Source organism: Streptomyces niveus (genome assembly GCF_001723055.1).
GTDB classification, from domain to species: Bacteria; Actinomycetota; Actinomycetes; order Streptomycetales; family Streptomycetaceae; genus Streptomyces; species Streptomyces niveus.
The window spans coordinates 112,186-128,669 of sequence record NZ_MDCR01000040.1 but is presented as its reverse complement, the minus strand read 5'-3'; the positions used below and the strand labels follow the sequence as shown (position 1 = coordinate 128,669).

The 16,484-nt window shown below is 72.7% G+C and carries 18 protein-coding genes; 6 read left to right on the top strand and 12 right to left on the bottom strand.

Annotated features, from left to right (window positions below; genetic code table 11):
* From BHU15_RS06555 to BHU15_RS06545, 3 genes are all read right to left on the bottom strand, one after another.
* Nucleotides 1-288 (bottom strand): ATP-binding cassette domain-containing protein (locus BHU15_RS06555; RefSeq protein WP_141726779.1); only part of this gene is annotated, 288 nt, incomplete at its 3' end.
* On the bottom strand, nt 285-1,532 hold the full coding sequence (locus BHU15_RS06550; protein ID WP_079127950.1) for a peptidoglycan-binding protein: 1,248 nt from the start codon (nt 1,530-1,532) through the stop codon (nt 285-287). The genes BHU15_RS06550 and BHU15_RS06555, both read right to left, overlap by 4 nt.
* Nucleotides 1,529-2,092, bottom strand: coding sequence for a hypothetical protein (locus BHU15_RS06545; protein WP_069626288.1), 564 nt, complete (start codon nt 2,090-2,092; stop codon nt 1,529-1,531). The genes BHU15_RS06550 and BHU15_RS06545 overlap by 4 nt, the downstream gene beginning before the upstream one ends.
* An 87-nt stretch (nt 2,093-2,179) precedes the next feature.
* Between BHU15_RS06545 and BHU15_RS06540 the strand changes: the two genes are divergently transcribed.
* A complete protein-coding gene (locus BHU15_RS06540) occupies nt 2,180-2,833 on the top strand; it encodes a response regulator transcription factor (RefSeq protein WP_069626305.1) in 654 nt (217 codons plus the stop codon).
* Between the two features lie 13 nt (nt 2,834-2,846).
* The gene (locus tag BHU15_RS06535; RefSeq protein WP_255293041.1) at nt 2,847-4,103 is read left to right on the top strand and encodes a sensor histidine kinase; all 1,257 of its coding nucleotides are present in this window, start codon (nt 2,847-2,849) and stop codon (nt 4,101-4,103) included.
* On the opposite strand, the gene BHU15_RS06530 is transcribed toward BHU15_RS06535, so the two are convergent.
* On the bottom strand, nt 4,048-4,764 hold the full coding sequence (locus BHU15_RS06530; protein ID WP_069626286.1) for an HAD family hydrolase: 717 nt from the start codon (nt 4,762-4,764) through the stop codon (nt 4,048-4,050). The two genes, BHU15_RS06535 and BHU15_RS06530, sit on opposite strands and share 56 nt — an antisense overlap.
* A 124-nt stretch (nt 4,765-4,888) precedes the next feature.
* Nucleotides 4,889-5,743 carry a tetratricopeptide repeat protein gene (locus tag BHU15_RS06525; protein ID WP_023543403.1) on the bottom strand — a complete coding sequence of 285 codons (855 nt, stop codon included), beginning with the start codon at nt 5,741-5,743 and terminating at the stop codon, nt 4,889-4,891.
* Nucleotides 5,744-5,912: 169 nt separating this feature from the next.
* On the opposite strand from BHU15_RS06525, the gene BHU15_RS06520 reads away from it, so the two are divergent.
* Entirely contained in the window at nt 5,913-6,206 is a 294-nt protein-coding gene (locus tag BHU15_RS06520; RefSeq protein ID WP_023543404.1) for a putative quinol monooxygenase, read from the top strand.
* 81 nt (nt 6,207-6,287) lie between these two features.
* On the opposite strand, the gene BHU15_RS06515 is transcribed toward BHU15_RS06520, so the two are convergent.
* Complete coding sequence (locus tag BHU15_RS06515; RefSeq protein WP_069626285.1) at nt 6,288-6,968, bottom strand: TetR/AcrR family transcriptional regulator; 681 nt, start codon at nt 6,966-6,968, stop codon at nt 6,288-6,290.
* A 127-nt stretch (nt 6,969-7,095) separates the two neighbouring features.
* Between BHU15_RS06515 and BHU15_RS06510 the strand changes: the two genes are divergently transcribed.
* Both BHU15_RS06510 and BHU15_RS06505 read left to right on the top strand, forming a co-directional pair.
* Complete coding sequence (locus tag BHU15_RS06510) at nt 7,096-8,025, top strand: SDR family oxidoreductase (RefSeq protein ID WP_069626284.1); 930 nt, start codon at nt 7,096-7,098, stop codon at nt 8,023-8,025.
* Between the two features lie 146 nt (nt 8,026-8,171).
* Nucleotides 8,172-9,257, top strand: a complete 1,086-nt coding sequence (locus BHU15_RS06505; protein WP_069626283.1) for a lactonase family protein — start codon at nt 8,172-8,174, stop codon at nt 9,255-9,257.
* A 126-nt stretch (nt 9,258-9,383) separates the two neighbouring features.
* Here BHU15_RS06505 and BHU15_RS06500 read toward each other — a convergent pair whose 3' ends face one another.
* The 5 genes from BHU15_RS06500 to BHU15_RS06480 all read right to left on the bottom strand — a co-directional run bounded on the left by BHU15_RS06500 (nt 9,384) and on the right by BHU15_RS06480 (nt 14,655).
* Nucleotides 9,384-10,301: a sirohydrochlorin chelatase gene (locus BHU15_RS06500; protein ID WP_079127949.1), complete on the bottom strand. Its 918-nt coding sequence runs from the start codon at nt 10,299-10,301 to the stop codon at nt 9,384-9,386.
* Nucleotides 10,302-10,396: 95 nt separating this feature from the next.
* The gene (locus BHU15_RS06495; RefSeq protein WP_255293040.1) at nt 10,397-11,395 is read right to left on the bottom strand and encodes an N-acetylglucosamine kinase; all 999 of its coding nucleotides are present in this window, start codon (nt 11,393-11,395) and stop codon (nt 10,397-10,399) included.
* Nucleotides 11,392-12,066 (bottom strand): uracil-DNA glycosylase, encoded by a 675-nt coding sequence (locus BHU15_RS06490; RefSeq protein ID WP_069626280.1) that lies wholly within the window; start codon nt 12,064-12,066, stop codon nt 11,392-11,394. The genes BHU15_RS06495 and BHU15_RS06490 overlap by 4 nt, the downstream gene beginning before the upstream one ends.
* Before the next feature lie 69 nt (nt 12,067-12,135).
* Nucleotides 12,136-13,050 (bottom strand): aldo/keto reductase, encoded by a 915-nt coding sequence (locus BHU15_RS06485; protein WP_069626279.1) that lies wholly within the window; start codon nt 13,048-13,050, stop codon nt 12,136-12,138.
* Between the two features lie 207 nt (nt 13,051-13,257).
* Nucleotides 13,258-14,655 (bottom strand): FAD-dependent oxidoreductase, encoded by a 1,398-nt coding sequence (locus BHU15_RS06480; RefSeq protein WP_069626304.1) that lies wholly within the window; start codon nt 14,653-14,655, stop codon nt 13,258-13,260.
* A 214-nt stretch (nt 14,656-14,869) separates the two neighbouring features.
* Here BHU15_RS06480 and BHU15_RS06475 point away from each other — a divergent pair, with 214 nt between their 5' ends.
* A complete protein-coding gene (locus BHU15_RS06475) occupies nt 14,870-15,607 on the top strand; it encodes a DUF6214 family protein (protein ID WP_247748665.1) in 738 nt (245 codons plus the stop codon).
* Between the two features lie 41 nt (nt 15,608-15,648).
* Here the strand turns inward: BHU15_RS06475 and BHU15_RS06470 are convergent, their stop codons facing one another.
* Complete coding sequence (locus tag BHU15_RS06470; RefSeq protein ID WP_255293039.1) at nt 15,649-16,284, bottom strand: DUF305 domain-containing protein; 636 nt, start codon at nt 16,282-16,284, stop codon at nt 15,649-15,651.
* Nucleotides 16,285-16,484: the final 200 nt, after the last annotated feature.

The following is a 16,484-nucleotide window of genomic DNA, read 5'->3' as shown; positions in this document are numbered from 1 at the left end:
CAGATGGAAGGACTGGAAGACGAAGCCGATGGACTGGGCACGCAGCGCGGACAGTTCGCGATCGGACAGCTCGGCCACCGGGTGCCCGTCGATCCGCACCGAGCCCGCCGTCGGTCGGGCGAGCGTGCCCATGATGTTCAGCAGGGTGGACTTGCCGGAGCCGGACGGGCCGACGATGCCCAGCAACTCACCCCGTTCGATGGTGAGTTCGGTGTCCGCGAGCGCGGCGACCGTGCCGTACGTCTTCGAGACACCCGTCAGCTCGACGACAGGCCAGGACGGGGTCACTGGGGCACCCCCACGCGCAGGCCCTCGGCGATGCCCGTGCCGGACACCTCGACCAGACCGTCCGCGAACAGGCCCAGCTCCACGGGGCGGTTCTCGACGCCGTCGTCGGTGATCACCTGCACGGCGTAGCCGCCGCCCTGACGGGCGATCAGCGCGTTGACGGGCACGGCGAGTACGTCGGCGCGACGCTCGGCGGTCAGCATCACATCGACCGGCGCGGCCTGGTAACGCCCCAGCCTCTTCTGGTCCTTGACGGTCAGTTCGACCGGCAGCGTGGCGTCCTCGGCGCTCGTTTCCTCGCCGCCCTCGGAGGGCGCGGCGGTGGCCGCGGCGCCGATGTCGGTCACCTTCGCGTCGACGACGGTCCCGTCGGGGAGCGCCACCGTGGCCTTCGTACCGTCCTTGACGAGACCTTCGTGCCGCACCTCCAGATCGACGGTGACCACCCGTTCCGTGCCGGTCCAGGTGAGGACGTCGCCGCTGAGGGCGGCGCCCCGCGCGGACTCGACCTCGGCGACACGCCGCGCACCGGACGCCACCACCGCGTCGTCGGGCGCGACTTCGCCGGTCTCCTCCCGGCCGAGGTCCTCCTGCCAGGCCCGGACGGCGTCGGCGGTGGACTCGGTGTACTCCGCGTCGACCGTGAAGCCGGTGTGGCCGAGCGCCGCCAGATTGCGCTCCAGCATCGTGACGTCCTTGCCCTCGGAGCCGACGCCGAGCGAGCGGTACAGCGGGGTGGACCCGTACAGCAGGACCACCTTCCGCTCGTCGGCGCTGTAGACGCTCTCGCCGCGCTCGATCTCGTCGCCCACGTCCGGCAGCCAGGTCACGGTGCCGGTGTCGCCGCCCTGGGCGGCAGTACTCGTGCGCGATTCACCTGATCCGCCGGTGGCGGGCGCCTGTACGGTCGTCGCCTCCCCGTACCCGAGCGCGCCGTCCACGGTCTCGCTCCGGGTGAGCGTGGTCTTCTCCACCGTCGCCGACTTCGTGGGGCGCGAGGGGGCGGCCTCGGCGGACTCGCCGCCGTCGCCACCGAGCACACCCGTCGCGCCGACGCCCCCGGCGGCGACGACCGTCAGCGCGGCCAGGGTGATGAGCGAGGCACGCAGCGGCCGGCGCCGACGACCGTCGCCGCCGCCGTCATCCGGAGAGCCGTCGTCCTGAGAGCTGCCTGCGGTTGTTTCGGTCGGCTCGGCGACGGGGTCGGACCAGGTGCCGTCGGCCGGCTGGGGGGAGGAGGTCACGAGCCGCCGCCCCGCTTCATCATGATGCCGCCCCCGGGGAACTTGTCGCGGCAACTGTCCATGGCCTGCTGGAGCTCGGCATCGTCCCGGCTCGCGTCGGCGGGGAGATTCAGCTCCATCGAACCGCCGTTGATCTTCGGGTCGGGGAAGTCGGGCATGCCGTTCTTCCTGATGCACTCGGCCCACGCGGCGACCTTGGTGGAGTCGAGGGTGCCCCCGCCCCCGCCCATGCCCTGCGGGGACAGATCGACACAGGCCTCCTGCGCCGTCTGGAACTCCGGCGACTCCGGGTCCACACCGCTGTCGGGGCCGACCTTGATGCCACCGCCCTCACTGGGGTCCGGGAACTTCGGCACCCCGTTCTCACGCATGCATTCCGAGTAGGCGAGCCCTCTCTCCTCCATGCTGGTGGGGGACGCGTCCGGCCCGCCCCCGGAGCCGGCCGAGCCGTCGGCGGACGACGAGCCGTCGTCGGAGCAGCCCGACAGAAGTGCTCCCGCGAGCAGGAGCGGGACGAAGACAAGGATGCGGGCGCTTCCGCGCCGGTACGAGTGGGTCATGGCCCAACATCTACCGACCCGTTGGTTACACGGCGGGAACGCACGCTGTTATGTCGCTGTAACCCCTGCTCCTGCATGCTGTGTGACATGCGCGTACTGATCGTGGAGGACCACCGGGAGCTGGCCGAGACCGTGGGCGCCGGCCTGCGGCAGGACGGCATGGCCGTCGATCTCGCCCACGACGGACCGGCGGCCCTCGACATGACGGCGGTGTACGAGTATGACGTCGTCGTCCTCGACCGCGACCTGCCCGGACTCCACGGCGACGACGTCTGCCGCGCCCTGGTGGCGGGCGGTGTCCGCTCCCGCGTACTGATGCTGACCGCGTCGGCCACCATCGAGGACCGGGTCGACGGACTGGGCATCGGCGCCGACGACTATCTGCCGAAGCCGTTCGCCTTCGCCGAACTGATAGCGCGGGTACGGGCGTTGGCGCGCCGTGCCCAGCCGGCCGTACCGCCCGTCCTCACCCACGGCGATCTCTCGCTGGACTCGACCCGGCGCATCGCGCGGCGCGGGGGGCGCCGCCTCGAACTGTCGCCCAAGGAACTCGCCGTACTGGAACTGCTGTTGGCCGCCCAGGGCGGCGTGGTCTCCGCCGAACAGCTCCTGGAACGCGCCTGGGACCAGGCGGCCGACCCGTTCACCAACACGGTCAAGGTCACGGTGAGCAGGCTGCGCCGCAAACTGGGGGAGCCGCCGGTGATCGAGACGGTGCCGCATGCCGGCTACCGCATCTGAGCGGGCCCGCCGCATGCCACGCCGGCGCCGGTTCCCGAGCCCCCGTCAACTTTCCGGCCCGGCGCGGCTGTTCCGCCGCATACGGTGGACGGCCCGGCTGCGCCTCACGCTCCTCTACGGCGCGCTGTTCCTCGTGTCGGGGGCCGCGCTCCTCACCATCACGTACTTCCTCGTCGTGAACGGGTCCAGGCCCCGCGTCTTCGTCATCGGCCACGGCGTCGAAGGTATGCCCGCCCCGGACGGAGAGGCGGCGCGCCACTCGATGAGGGAGCAGGCCAACCGGCAACGAGAGGCGACACTGCACCAGTTGCTCGTCCAGTCCGGCGTGGCACTCGCGCTGATGTCCACCGTCTCGGTCGCGCTCGGCTGGCTGACGGCCGGCCGCGTCCTGCGCCCCGTGCGGACCATGACAGACAAGGCCCGCCGTATCTCCGAACGCAACCTGCACGAACGGCTCGCCGTCACCGGCCCCGCCGACGAACTCAAGGACCTCGGCGACACGTTCGACAGTCTGCTCGCCCGGCTCGACTGCGCCTTCGACGCGCAGAAGCGCTTCGTCGCCAACGCCTCGCACGAGCTGCGCACCCCGCTCACCCTCCAACGCGCTCTGATCGAGGTCGCGTTGTCCAACCCGGCGGCGGACGCCCGCTCGCTGCGCGCCGTGTGCGAGCGGGTGCTGGCGGCGGGGGAGCAGCAGGAACGCCTCATCGAGGCACTGCTCACGCTGGCCCGCAGCCAGCGCGGACTGGAGCGACGGCGCCCGACCGATCTCGCCCCGGTCGTCGCCGACGCGCTGCGCGCCGCGCCGCCCGGCGGAGCGCGCGTCGAGCGCTCACTCGCGCCGGCCTGGACGTCGGGAGATCCCCGGCTGGTGGAACGGATGGTCACCAACCTCGTGGACAACGCGCTGCGCCACAACAACGCCGGCGACGCGGGCGCGTGGGTGCGCGTGCGTACAGGCGCGGAGCGCGGACGGCCGGTGCTGCGCGTGGTCAACAGCGGGCCGGTCATCCCGGCCGACCGTGTCGAGACGCTTCTCCAGCCCTTCCAGCGCCACGAGTCCCGGGCCGGCGGCCCGGACGGTCTGGGTCTCGGCCTGTCCATCGTGGAGGCGATCGCCACCGCGCACGGCGCGGAGCTGACCGCCGCACCAGGCCCCGAAGGCGGGCTGGACATCACGGTGGCGTTCCCGGCCCTCCCACGCACCCCGGCGGCTACTCCCGCCCGTGCTCCGTCCCGGTCAGCCAGGCGTAGGCCGCCCGCGCCGTGAACTCGTCCTGGCCGCGGGCGAACAGCAGCTCCGCCCCGCGGAACGCCGGATCGCCGGCCGTCCCCGCCACGTACGGCACGGCGACGCACCGCATCCCGGCCGCCCGCGCCGCCAGCACGCCCGGCGCCGCGTCCTCCAGCACCACACAGTCCGCCGGGTCGGCGCCGAGCCGCCGCGCGGCCTCCAGGAAGACATCCGGCTCGGGCTTGCCGTGCGGGACCTCCTCCGCGGAGACGTAGAGGGTGACGTACCGGTCCAGCCCCGTGGCGCCGAGGACGGCCTCGATGGCGGCGCGCGACGAGCCGGACGCCACCGCCATCGGCACCCCCTGCGCGTACAGCAGCTCCACGAACTTGCGCATCTCCGGAAAGACCTCGGTCGAGGCCCGCGCCAGCTCCAGATAGAGCCGGTCCTTCAGGACGAGCAGCTCGTCGACCGGCGCCCCGATCCCGTACTCCGCGCTCAGCCCCTCCAGCGTCTCGCGGGTACTGATGCCGATGTACCGGGTGTGATGCTCCCAGCTGAAGTCGGGCACACCGTGCCGGGCGAGCAGTCGCCGCCCGGCTTCGTAGTAGTTCGGCTCGCTGTCCACGAGGGTGCCGTCGAGATCGAAGACGACGAAGGGGCCGGAGGCGGCGGAAGGCGTACGCGCGGTGCTCATGCCCCCAGCATGCCAACCGCGCCGGTCACTCGCGCGAGGGTGCCCCGCCGACCGGGCACGGGGTCGCGCCGGGCGCCCCGGTCGGCCATCCGCCCCGATGAGGCGCCCGCCCTGCCGTCCCGGGTCAGGCCTCCGGGCGCCAGCTCATCCCGACCACCTCGACGGGCGGCGCCGACAGCCGCTCGGCCAGGGACGTCCACCGGGCCGCCTCGGCGGCGTCGCCCCGGGCCTCGTAGTACGTGGCGAGCCTCTTGGCCCCCCGCGGATCGGCGAACTCCCGCGCCGCCCGGCGGAACCACTCGGCCGCACCGTCCTCGTCACCGCCCCGCGCGAGGATGATTCCCACACTGTGCGCCGCGTTCCGGTGCTGGAGATCGGCCGCGTGCCGCCACGCCTCCAGGGCCCCGTCCACATTCCCGAGATCCAGCCGTACATGCCCCAGGTTGAACGCGCCGGACGGGTTGCCGCGCTCCGCCGCCCGGCTGTACCAGGGCTCTGCGGCCGTCAGTTCGCCTCTGTTGTCGTACAACAGGCCGATGTTGAACGCGGCCTTGTCCGACCCCAGCTCCGAGGCCCGCAGATACAGGCTCATCGACTCGTCCTCGTCCTGGCCCTCCAGCAGCTTCCCGAGATTGAGCAGCGCGTCCCGGTGCTCGTCCGCGGCCGCCCGCCGGTACCAGCGCTCGGCCTCCTCCGGGTCGTCGCCTTCCTCCTCCGCGTCGAGAGCGAGGTTGAACGCGGCCTCGGTGATTCCGGCGTCGGCCGCGCGCCGCCACCACTCCCGCGCCCCGTCGAGATCCCGCCAGGTCGCCAGGCTGTTGCCGAGATCGTTCGCCGCGCCCGCGTGGCCCGCCTCGTACGCCTCCCGGAACAGGTCCTCGGCGTCCAGCGCTCTCCCCTCGCGCAGCGCCTCCACCCCGCGCTCGTGAAGCTCCCGCGCCTCGGCCGTGACCTCGGGTGACTGTCCTGCGTCGGTCATGTGTCGCCTCCCAACCCGCAATGACGAGCCGGGCCACTCGATGGTTCCGTACGACCGCTCCGCACCCCCGACGGCGGCCCCGCCGAACGCCGTCGGCCCGCCACGCGGAAGAATCAAACGGGTCCAGGCACGGCTCACCCAGCACCCCCGAACACCACGGAGGCCCGGCATGCTGATCGTCGCGGGCAAGGGTTACGTCGATCCCGAGGACCGCGCGGCCTTCCTCGCGGGTTTCGAGGCCGCGCAGCGGCGGGCACGGGCCGAGCCCGGCTGTCTCGACTACGTGGTGGCCGCCGACCCCGTCGAGCCCGGACGGGTCAACGTGTACGAGCGGTGGGAGTCACGGGAGCATCTGGCCGCCCATCTGGCCCGTACGGCGCGGGAGTCACAGCCGTCCCCGGTCATGCTGAGCATGGAGATCACGCAGTACGAGATCGGATCGTCGGGCCCGTTCCCGGCGTGACGCCCGAGCCGTGACGCCCGAGCCGTGACGCCCGAGCCGTGACGCCCGAGCCGGGTCGCGCGGGCCGCTGCGACGCGCGCGTCAGCGTGCCGCCCGCGCCAGCAGCCCCGAGAGCACGACCTCCAGCACCTCCCGCAGCGTCGCCGCGAAATCGATCCGCATCGCCGCGAGAGCCGGGTCGGAGTCGTACACCGCGAGCATCGCGGCCGACGGCTGGGCGTGCGTCCAGACCGCCCCCGTCGTCATGACGCAGACGGCCGCGAACCGCGTCGCGTCCCCCTCCGTCAGCTCCGGCACCCGGACGCGTGTCAGAGCGGCCAGCGCGCCGACGTTCACGATCGCGCTGTGTTTGTACTGCGCCGCGACGGCCGGTGAGACGTTGCGCTCCAGGACCGCCGCCTGCGCGCTGGTGAGGTCGCACAGCACGGGGCGCTCCGCCAGCGACGCCGCGAGTACGGCGACCACCTGGTCACCGCGGTCCGGGAGCGGGGCGCCGGGGTCCACGCCCGAGGGGAGCGCGCTCTCCAGATGCTCCAGCCACTCCTGGCTCGCGACGTCGAGCAGTTCGAGGAGTACGGCCTCACGGGACTCGAAGTAGCGAAGGACGTTCGACTTCGCCAGCCCGACCCGCCGGCTCAGCTCGTTGAGGCTCACCTGCGACACCGGCATCTCGGCCAGCATCGCCGCCGTCGTGTCGAGGATCGCCTGTCGGCGCTGGGCGCGCTGCTCCTCGCTGCGGGCGCGCTGGAAGGTGTGTGCCATGGAACGATTCTACAGACCTGCGGTCTGTTGTTATCGGACCGGCGGTCTGCTAACTTCGAAAGGGAAGAGACCGGCGGTCTTCTAACGCCGCCGCGCCGCCGCCCCGACCGCCCCCGAAGGAGCCGTCATGTACAACGTCCCTGATCAGACCGGTAAGTACGCCGTCGTCACCGGCGCCAACAGCGGCACGGGCAAGGAAGCCGCCCGCCGTCTCGCCGACGCCGGCGCGCACGTCGTCATGGCCGTCCGTACGGTCGCCAAGGGCGAGCGGGCCCGCGACGAGATCCTGGCCCGCCACCCGCACGCCCAGCTCGACGTACGCCGTGTCGACCTGGCCGACCTGGCGTCCGTCGAAGAGTTCGCCGACGGGCTCGTCGCCGACGGCACCCCGCTCGACCTGCTGGTCAACAACGCCGGAGTGATGGCCCCGCCCTCCCGGCTGGAGACCCACGACGGATTCGAGCTCCAGATGGGCAGCAACTTCCTCGGCCCGTTCGCCCTGACCGTACGGCTCCTGCCGCTGCTGCTCGCCGCCCCGTCCCCGCGCGTGGCCACCATGAGCAGCGGTGTGGCCAACTACGGCCGGATCGACTTCGCCGACCTCCAGTGGCAGCGCCGGCGCTACAGCGCCAACCGCTCCTACGCGCAGTCCAAGCTCGCCGACCTCATCCTCACCCGGGAACTCGCGCGTATCGCGGCCGAGCGCGGCTGGCCCCTGCTGAGCACCGGCGCGCACCCGGGCTACACCCGTACCAACCTCCAGACGGCCGGAGCGAGTCTCGGCACCGGCAGGATGACCCTCACCCGCCTGTTCACGAAGATCGACATCCTGCCCTCGCAGGGCGTCGAGCAGGGCACCGAACCACTGCTGTACGCCGCGACCAGCCCCGACGCGGGCCCCGCCGACTACTACGGCCCCGGCGGACGCTTCGGCCTCGTCGGCCCCACGGCCCCCGCGCGTACGACCCGCAGGGCGCAGGACGCCGCGGTCAACTCCCGTCTGTGGGCGGAGTCCGAGCGTCTCACCGGTGTCGCGCTCCCTGCGCACGCCCTCTGAGACGAGAAGTGCTTCCGGCTCTACCGAAAGGGTGAACCGGCCGCGGGACTGGGTAGTTCAGGCGGCAGCACCCGACGCGGTGGGCTGGTCTAGACCCCCTGCTACCGTCGGCCGGAGCGATCGAACGAGCGACAAGGGGACAGACAGTGGGCGACAGGAGCGACGGCGGCGGCGAGGCCAGGAGCGACGGGCGGGCCTACATCGGGTCGTTCACCTCGGCGGGAGGCCGCGGCGTCATCGCCACCACCGTGGACGCGGACACCGGCGCACTGACGGAACTGGGCGCGACCGACGCCCTCGCCGACCCCTCCTACCTGGCCCTCTCGGCCGACGGCTCGATGCTCTACGCCGTCTCCGAGGGCGAGGAAGGGGCGGCTGCCGCGTTCGAGGTCACACCCCGCGCCTCGGGCGGCACGTCGGCGCCGCGCCTGGCGGGCGAGCCGGTGCCGGTCTGCGGCTCGGGGCCGACCCATCTCGCCCTCGCCGCCGGGCACTTGGTGACCGCCAACTACGGCTCCGGCAGCGTGACCGTGCTGCCCGTGCACGCGGACGGCACCCTCGGCGCCGCCGCCGGGATCCGGCAGCACGAGGGCACCGGACCCGACGCCGAACGGCAGGAAGGCCCGCACGCCCATCAGGTGCTGCCCGACCCGAGCGGAAAGTGGCTGCTCGCCGTCGACCTGGGCACCGACTCGGTCTGGACGAGCGTCGTCGACCCCGGGACCGGCGACATCACCCCGCACGCCGAGACCGCGCTGCGCCCCGGCACGGGACCGCGCCATCTCGTCTTCCACCCGGCGGGCACCCACGCGTACGTACTCAACGAGCTGGAGGCGACCCTCACGGTCTGCCGCTGGGACGCCGAGAAGGGCGCCCTTGAGCCGGTCGGCGAGGCGCCCGTCCTCCCGGACGGCGTCGAAGTGGCGAGTTACGCCTCGGAGATCGTCGTCTCGCACGACGGCAGGCATCTGTGGGCCGCCGTGCGCGGACACGACAGCATCGCCGTCCTGACGCTCGACGAGACGCGCGAGAAGGCTGTACTGGTCACCACCGTGGACTGCGGCGGACGCTGGCCGCGCGACCTCACGCTGGACCCGGCGGGCCGCAGGCTCTACGCGGCCAACGAGCACTCCGGCGACGTGACCTGGTTCGACATCGATCCGGCGACCGGAATCCCGTCCCGCGCCGGCTCGTTCGAGGCGCCCGCCGCCTCCTGCGTGATCTTCGGCTGACACGGCGCGCCGCCGCCGCGTCGAACGCCGATCGCCGGGCGGTCCGGGAGAACGGACCGCCCGGCGATCGAAGGCGTACCGGTACCGGCAACCGCGCCGGCCCCGTGGATCAGCGCGCCGGGCGGATCAGTGCGCCGGCGCCTGCGTCTGCGCCGAGATGCCCAGCGCGCTCGTGTACTGCGACAGCACCAGCTTGCCCACCGCCGGGTAGGCGCCCAGCGCCTCGGAAGCGGCGCACTCCGCCTCCTTGAGCGCGATGTCGAGCAGCCCCTCGGGCAGCTCGGGCCCGATCAGGTACGGGGCGAGAGCCAGTTGCGTCGAGCCGGACTCGCGCAGCTGCTCGGCGATGGCCGCGACCGCGCCCTCGTCGTCGAGCGCCGCCGCCATCACCGGTACGGCGAGGCGCGCGGCCAGCAGCATCCCGGTGATTCCCGCGGCCTGCACGGCCTCCTCGCCGCCCACCGTGGCGAGGATGATGCCGTCGGCGGCCGTGGCCACCGTGAAGAGCCTCGCGCGGTCGGCGCGGGCGAGCCCGGCCTCCGACAGACGCACGTGCAGCGCCTCGGCGAGCAGCGGGTGCGGACCGAGGACCTCGGTCATCTCCGCCACGGCCTTGCTGTCGACAACGGCCTGACGTATCCGCCTGACCAGGGAGTTGTCGGGACCCGCGAGCAGCGGCACGACAACGGCCGAGATGCCGTCGGGCTCGCTGACCTCACGGCCCGCGGCCTTGGCGAGCTCGTAGCGCTCGACACGCTGCTCGGCGGTGTGGGCCAGGACCGTGCCCAGCGCGGGGTACTCGTCGTCGTCGCCGTCCAGATAGCCGATCCGGGCGTCGAGGCCCGGCAGCTCGGAACGCGCGATGCTGACGACCTCCTCACCGAGGTTGCGCACCTCGGCGCTCGGGGCGCCGGGCATGGCCAGCACAAGCGTGGGCGCGCCCTCGGGCGCCGCCACGGGTTCGGGTCGGCGGTGCCGCCCCGACTGTCGAGGTCGGGGCATTCGTACAGGCAGGCCGGGTGCCGGCCCAGTGGGGGAGCTCATGGCGCCGAATGCTACTGGTTTTGTGGGGTCGACTGTTCGGGGAGGGGCCGGTCGCGCGTCATCTGTCCATATTTTTTCGAAATGCTGCTTACTGTTTATTCGTCCCGCTCTGTCGGAACGGACAACAGCCGCCCGTCGCACGGAAGTCGCAGCGAACCGGTCGCGAGCGCACCGGCGATCCGCAGCGCCCCCGCGAGCGGATCGCCCTGCGCCGACACCGTCCTGGCGTGCGGCAGCCGCTCGGCCAACTCCGCGCGCAGTGGTACGAGCAGCGGGTCGCCCATCTTGAACAGCCCACCCGTCAGGGCGACTTCAGCCCCCTCGGCCTGCGGACACACCGCGACGGCCGCGTCCGCGATGTACCGCGCCGCCTCCTCGACGATGCCCGCGGCGACCGGGTCGTGCGCCGCGCAGCGGGCCACCTCGGGCGCGAACGAGGCGAGCACGGCGGGCCGGTCCGTACGCGGATAGACGGCCCCAGGCATCCCCGACGCCGGACCGAACACGGCTTCCATCCGGGACAGAAGTGCGGCCGAGCCGCCACGCCGCCCGTCGTACGCGCGCATCGCCGACTCCAGCCCCGCCCGGCCGATCCAGGCACCGCCGCCGCAGTCGCCGAGCAGATGCCCCCAGCCGTCCGCGCGCTGCCAGTCCGTCAGATCGGTACCGAGCGCGATCATTCCCGTACCGGCGGCCACGACGGCGCCCGGACGCTGGCCGAGCGCCCCCGCGTACGCGGTGACCGCGTCGGCGGCCAGCGCCAACCGCCGTACCCCCAGGGCGCTTTCCAGCGCGGCGGGCAGTTCGGCGCGGAGCCCGTCGCCGAGCGTCGCCATCCCGGCGGCGCCGATCGCGAGGGCCACCGGCGCCTCGGAGCCGTCCGCGCGCGCGAGCAGCGTCCGGACGGCGGGCAGCAACTGCTCCAGCAAATGGTCCGGATCGATGCCCGAAGGGCCGGTGCGGACCGGCTCGGTGGACACGGCGGTGCCGAGCGTAACGACCGCCCCGTCACCGTCCGCCGACGTGCCGTCCGTCGACCCGAGCGCGATCCGCAGACCGGACCCGCCCGAGTCGACGCCGAGCACCCGGCTCACGGCAGCGGCCAGTCGACGGGCTGCGCGCCCTGCTGGACGAGGAGTTCGTTGGCACGGCTGAACGGACGCGAGCCGAAGAAGCCCCGGTCCGCCGACATCGGGGAGGGGTGCGCCGACTCGATCGCCGGCAACTGACCGAGCAGCGGACGCAGATTGCGCGCGTCACGCCCCCACAGGATCGACACCAGCGGCTTGTTCCGCGCGACCAGTGCCCGGATGGCCTGCTCGGTGACCTCTTCCCAGCCCTTGCCCCGGTGCGCGGCCGGTTTACGTGGCGCGGTGGTCAGGGCCCTGTTCAGCAGGAGCACCCCCTGCCGCGTCCAGGGCGTCAGATCCCCGTTGGACGGCCGGGGCGCGCCGATGTCCGCGTGCATCTCCCGGAAGATGTTGTCCAGACTGCCCGGCACCGGCCGCACCTCGGGCGCGACGGAGAAGCTCAGGCCCACCGCGTGCCCCGGGGTGGGGTACGGGTCCTGACCGACGATCAGGACCCGCACGTCCTCGAACGGCTGCTGAAAGGCGCGCAGCACATTCGGACCCGCGGGGAGATAGGTGCGTCCGGCGGCGATCTCCGCGCGGAGGAAGTCGCCCATCCCGGTGATGCGCTGGGCCACCGGGGCGAGGGCGTCGGCCCATCCGGACTCGACGATTTCTTTGAGTTCACGTGCCACGGGGCGTCACTCTAATGCGCCGCGGGACGTCGCGATCAACGAATCGGCCCGAGCCCGGTGCCGGTGCCGCTACCCGTCGGCCGGACGGACCGATCCCAGGCGCGCGATCTCCTCGCCGGAGAGGCGGATCGCGCCGGCCGCCACGTTCTCGGCGAGGTGGTCCGGATTGCCCGTACCAGGGATGGCCAGGACGTGCGGGCCCTGCTCCAGCGTCCACGCCAGCCGGATCTGCGCGGGCGACGCGCCGTGCGCCCGGGCCACGGCGAGCACCGCCTCGTCCACGGCGGCACTCGCGCCTTCCTCGCGCTGCCCGCCGGCGATCGCGAAGAACGGCACGAAGGCGATGCCGAGTTCACCGCACTCGCGGAGCAACTCCTGCTCCGAGCCCGGCGCGTCGACGCTGTACGCGTTCTGCACGCAGACGACGGGCGCGATGGTCCGGGCCTCCGCCAGCTGCGCGGACGTCACGTTGGAGACGCCGAGATGCCGGATGAGCCCGGCCTCGCGCAGCTCGGCCAGTGCTCCGAAGTGCTCCGCGACCGGGCCGGTCGTCCAGCTGCGCGGCAGGCGCAGGTTCACCACGTCGAGATGGTCACGGCCGAGCTGACGCAGGTTCTCCTCGACCTGACCGCGCAACTGCTCGGGCTCGGCCCACCACCACGCGCCCGAGGGGTCCCTGGCCGGCCAGACCTTGGTGGCGATGACCAGGTCGTCCGAGTACGGCGCGAGCGCCCGGTTGATCAACTCGTTGGCGGAGCGCGTGGGGGAGAAGTAGAACGCGGCCGTGTCGATGTGGTTCACACCGAGTTCGACGGCGCGCCGGAGCACGGCGACGGATCTCTCCCGGTCGCTCGACGCGCCGCCGGGACCGAACGGGGTGCCGCCGGTCAGCCGCATCGCGCCGAACCCCACGCGGTTGACGGTCAGATCCCCGAGCTGCCAGGTGCCGGCGGCCGTCGCGGGGCGCGTACTCGTGTCGGACATGGATCTCCTCTGCGTGACGGGACGGGCGAGCCGTTCAGGAGGGCGACCGGGCCGGGGGTACGAACCGGGTCCGGGCACGCGAAAAAGCCTCCCCGGCGGATCGGAATCCGTAGGCGGGAAGGCTTGAACGACGACCAATTCTAGCACTCGGTGATCCGGTGTTCGGATCGGGTCCGATCCGCCCGGCGCGCGCCCCCGGGGCACGCCCTACGGACGCGACGGCCCGCGCTCACCGCGCGCCGCCGTCAGCAGGCCCTCCCAGTCCGGGATCTTCACCGACCGCCGTCCCAGCGACGCGCCCAGCGCCGCCTCCGCGTCCTCGATCGCCAGCCAGCCCGGCCATTCCACCGGCCGGTGCCCGGCCGCCCGCAGCGCGTCGATCGGGTCCGCCGTGATCCGGCGTGCCGACAGTGACGGCGCGTCCGCGACGAGCGAGACGACCGTCTCCTTCGCGCAGGCGCGATTGGTGCCGATCACCCCTGTCGGGCCGCGCTTGATCCAGCCCGCCACGTACTCGCCGGGCGACGCCACCCCGTGCCGCAGCACCCGCCCCGCCAGATGCGGCACCGTGCCCGTCGTCCCGTCGAAGGGCAGCCCCTCGATCGGCACTCCCCGGTACCCGACCGCCCGCAGGACGAGTCCCGCCTCGATCTCCTCGTACGTCCCGGTGCCCCGCACGCCGCCGCGCTCGTCGGGCGCGGTGCGTTCGAACCGTACGGCCGTGACCCGTCCCTCGGCCCCGAGCAGTTCCACCGGACGCAGGAAGAACCGCAGATGGATACGGCGCTCCCGGCCCCGGTCGGGCAGCGCGGCCCAGCCGCGTACGACGTCGACGTTGCGTCTGTTAACAGCGGCGAGCGGCTCCGGCGCACCGGCCGCCGGGGGCCGTACCGTTCCCGGATCAGAGGCGTACGCCGGGTCGAGCGCCAGGTCGGCGGGCTCCACCCGTACCTCCGCCGAGGGCAGCGCGCCCAGTTCACGCAGCTCCTTGGTGGTGAACTTCGCCTGCGAGGGACCACGCCTGCCGACCATGTGCACGTCCCGGACCGCGCTGCCGGCCAGCGCGCCGAGCGCCGGGTGCGGTACGTCCGTCGGCCGCAGGTCCTCCGCGCCACGCGCCAGGACGCGCGCCACGTCGACGGCGACGTTGCCCACGCCGATCACCACCACCGAGCGCGCGCCGAGCCCGAAGCCGGCGGGCGCGGCGTCGGGGTGCGCGCTGTACCAGGAGACGAAGTCGGTCGCCGAGTGGCTGCCCGCCAGGTCTTCGCCGGGGATGCCGAGCCGGCGGTCCCGGGCGGCGCCGACGCAGTACACGACCGCGTGGTAGAGCCCCAGCAGCCGCTCGGGCGTGAGGCCGTGCGCGCCGATCTCCACGTTGCCGAGGAACCGGACCCGGTCGTGCTCCAGCACCGAACGCAGCGTGTTCTGGAGGGACTTGATCTTCTCGTGGTCGGGCGCGACGCCGTAGCGCACCAGTCCGTACGGGCAGGGGAGCCGGTCCAGGACATCCACCAGGACGCCGGGGACCAGCGGCTGCCCGACGAGCGCCTGGGCGGTGTAGACCCCGCTGGGACCCGATCCGACGACGGCGATGCGCAGCACGGCGTACTCCTTCCGGCAGGAGGCTTCCAGCATCGCACCGGGGCGGGGGGCCGTGGAGTGCGCGACACCGTCGGCTCACGGGAGACGGCGCGGGAGACGGCGCGCGTGGGGGTACGGCAGTGCGCTGACCGAGTGCGATGCGCGGGGATGGCGGGTGTGCCACGGCGGCGGGGAAGAATTGCCTGATTAAGTGGTGAATGTGTCAGAACTTGAGATGACTTCCGCCGCTGAGCCCACGGCACCTGTCTGGCCCCGGTGGGAGGTGCAGGGGTATGGCACGGTCACCTGCGATTCGCCGCCGGGCGGCCGGTGCGAGCTGTCACCGGGGGAGCTGGTGCCGCCCTGGGTGGACATCCGGCTGACGTTCGCCGACGGGGCGCGTGTCGACGTACTCGCCGTGCTGCGGGACGGCGTGATCGCTGTCGAGGACGCGCAGGCCGATCCGCCGCTGCCGCTGGATGACCTGACCGAGCTGGGTGCCTGGATCGAGGCGCCGCTCGCGTACGCCTGCCGGGCGGTGGCGGGACAGCACCACGTGGAGCTGGGGCCGGTCACCGAGGACGACACGGCGGCGCCCGTTCCGCACAGCACGCAGGACGCGCAGGACATGGAGGGTATGGGGGCGGACGTGGCGGTGGCCGTCACGGAGGAGGGCGAGGGGTACGAGTACGAGGGCCGGCCCACCGAGTCGGCCGATGCCGCCGACCCGGCCGCACACCTGCTGGCGGACGAGCCCCCGCCCGCCGGCCGGCACCGCGCCGTCGACCCCGCGTCGTCCGACCACGCGGACCGGCGCGGCGTGGCGGCGACGTACCGCAGGGCGCAGCAGCTGGGCCAGGACCCGGTCCTCGCGGTGATGTGCGCGACGGGGTACGGGCGCCGCAAGTCGCTCGGGCTCATCGCGAGCGCCCGCGACGGGGGCTATCTGACGCCCCGTCACCGCCGCCGCTGAGCCTCCGGGGCCTGCCCTCGTGCAAGAGGCCCCGACGCGCGCTACAGCGAACGCATCCGGTTGATCTCGGACGTCTGCTGCGCGATCACGTCGCTGGCCATCTCTTCGAGTTGGACGTTGTTGCCGCCCGACAGCGCCTCGGTCGCCATCGTGACGGCGCCCTGGTGGTGCGTGACCATGAGGTTGATGAAGAGGTCGTCGAACGCCTTGCCCTTGGCGGCGCGCAGCTTCGCCAGCTGGGCTTCGGTGGCCATGCCAGGCATGTCCATCGAGCCGTGGTCGTGGCCGCCCTCCTTCTTCGCCTTCTCCTCGCCGCCGTTGATCTTCAGCCAGCCCTCCATCGCGCCGATCTCCGGCTTCTGCGACGCGGCGATGCGCTCGGCGAGCCGCTTGATCTGGCTGGACCCGGCGCGGTCGGGGGCGAGTTCGGTCATCACCAGCGCCTGGCTGTGGTGCTGGATCATCATCGTCGCGTAGCCGAAGTCGGAGGAGTTGGGGGTGTTGTCCGGTATCTCCTTCGCCGCCTCCTCCGGGGAGAGCGTCCTGGACTTCTCACCCGGTTTGCCGGGGGCGACGATCTGCCCCGTGGCGCCGCTCCTGGTCTCGCTCTTCTGCTCGTCGTCGCCCGAGTCGCAGGCTCCCAGGGCGAGTAGAGCGGCCAGGGCGGCAGCCGCCACCGCCGGCCGGAGGGCACGTGGACTCCTGGTCCGGATCAACACGGTGACCTCCTGAGGTACTTGACGTGTATCGGGCACGTTGTTAGGCCCTTTCCTAACACGCTTCCGGACACGAGTGATCAAAAACTTTCATTACATCTAGGTTGCCATCTGTTGAGATGTACATGTGAAGGACGATACTGCCGAGGTCCGTAAGCCGT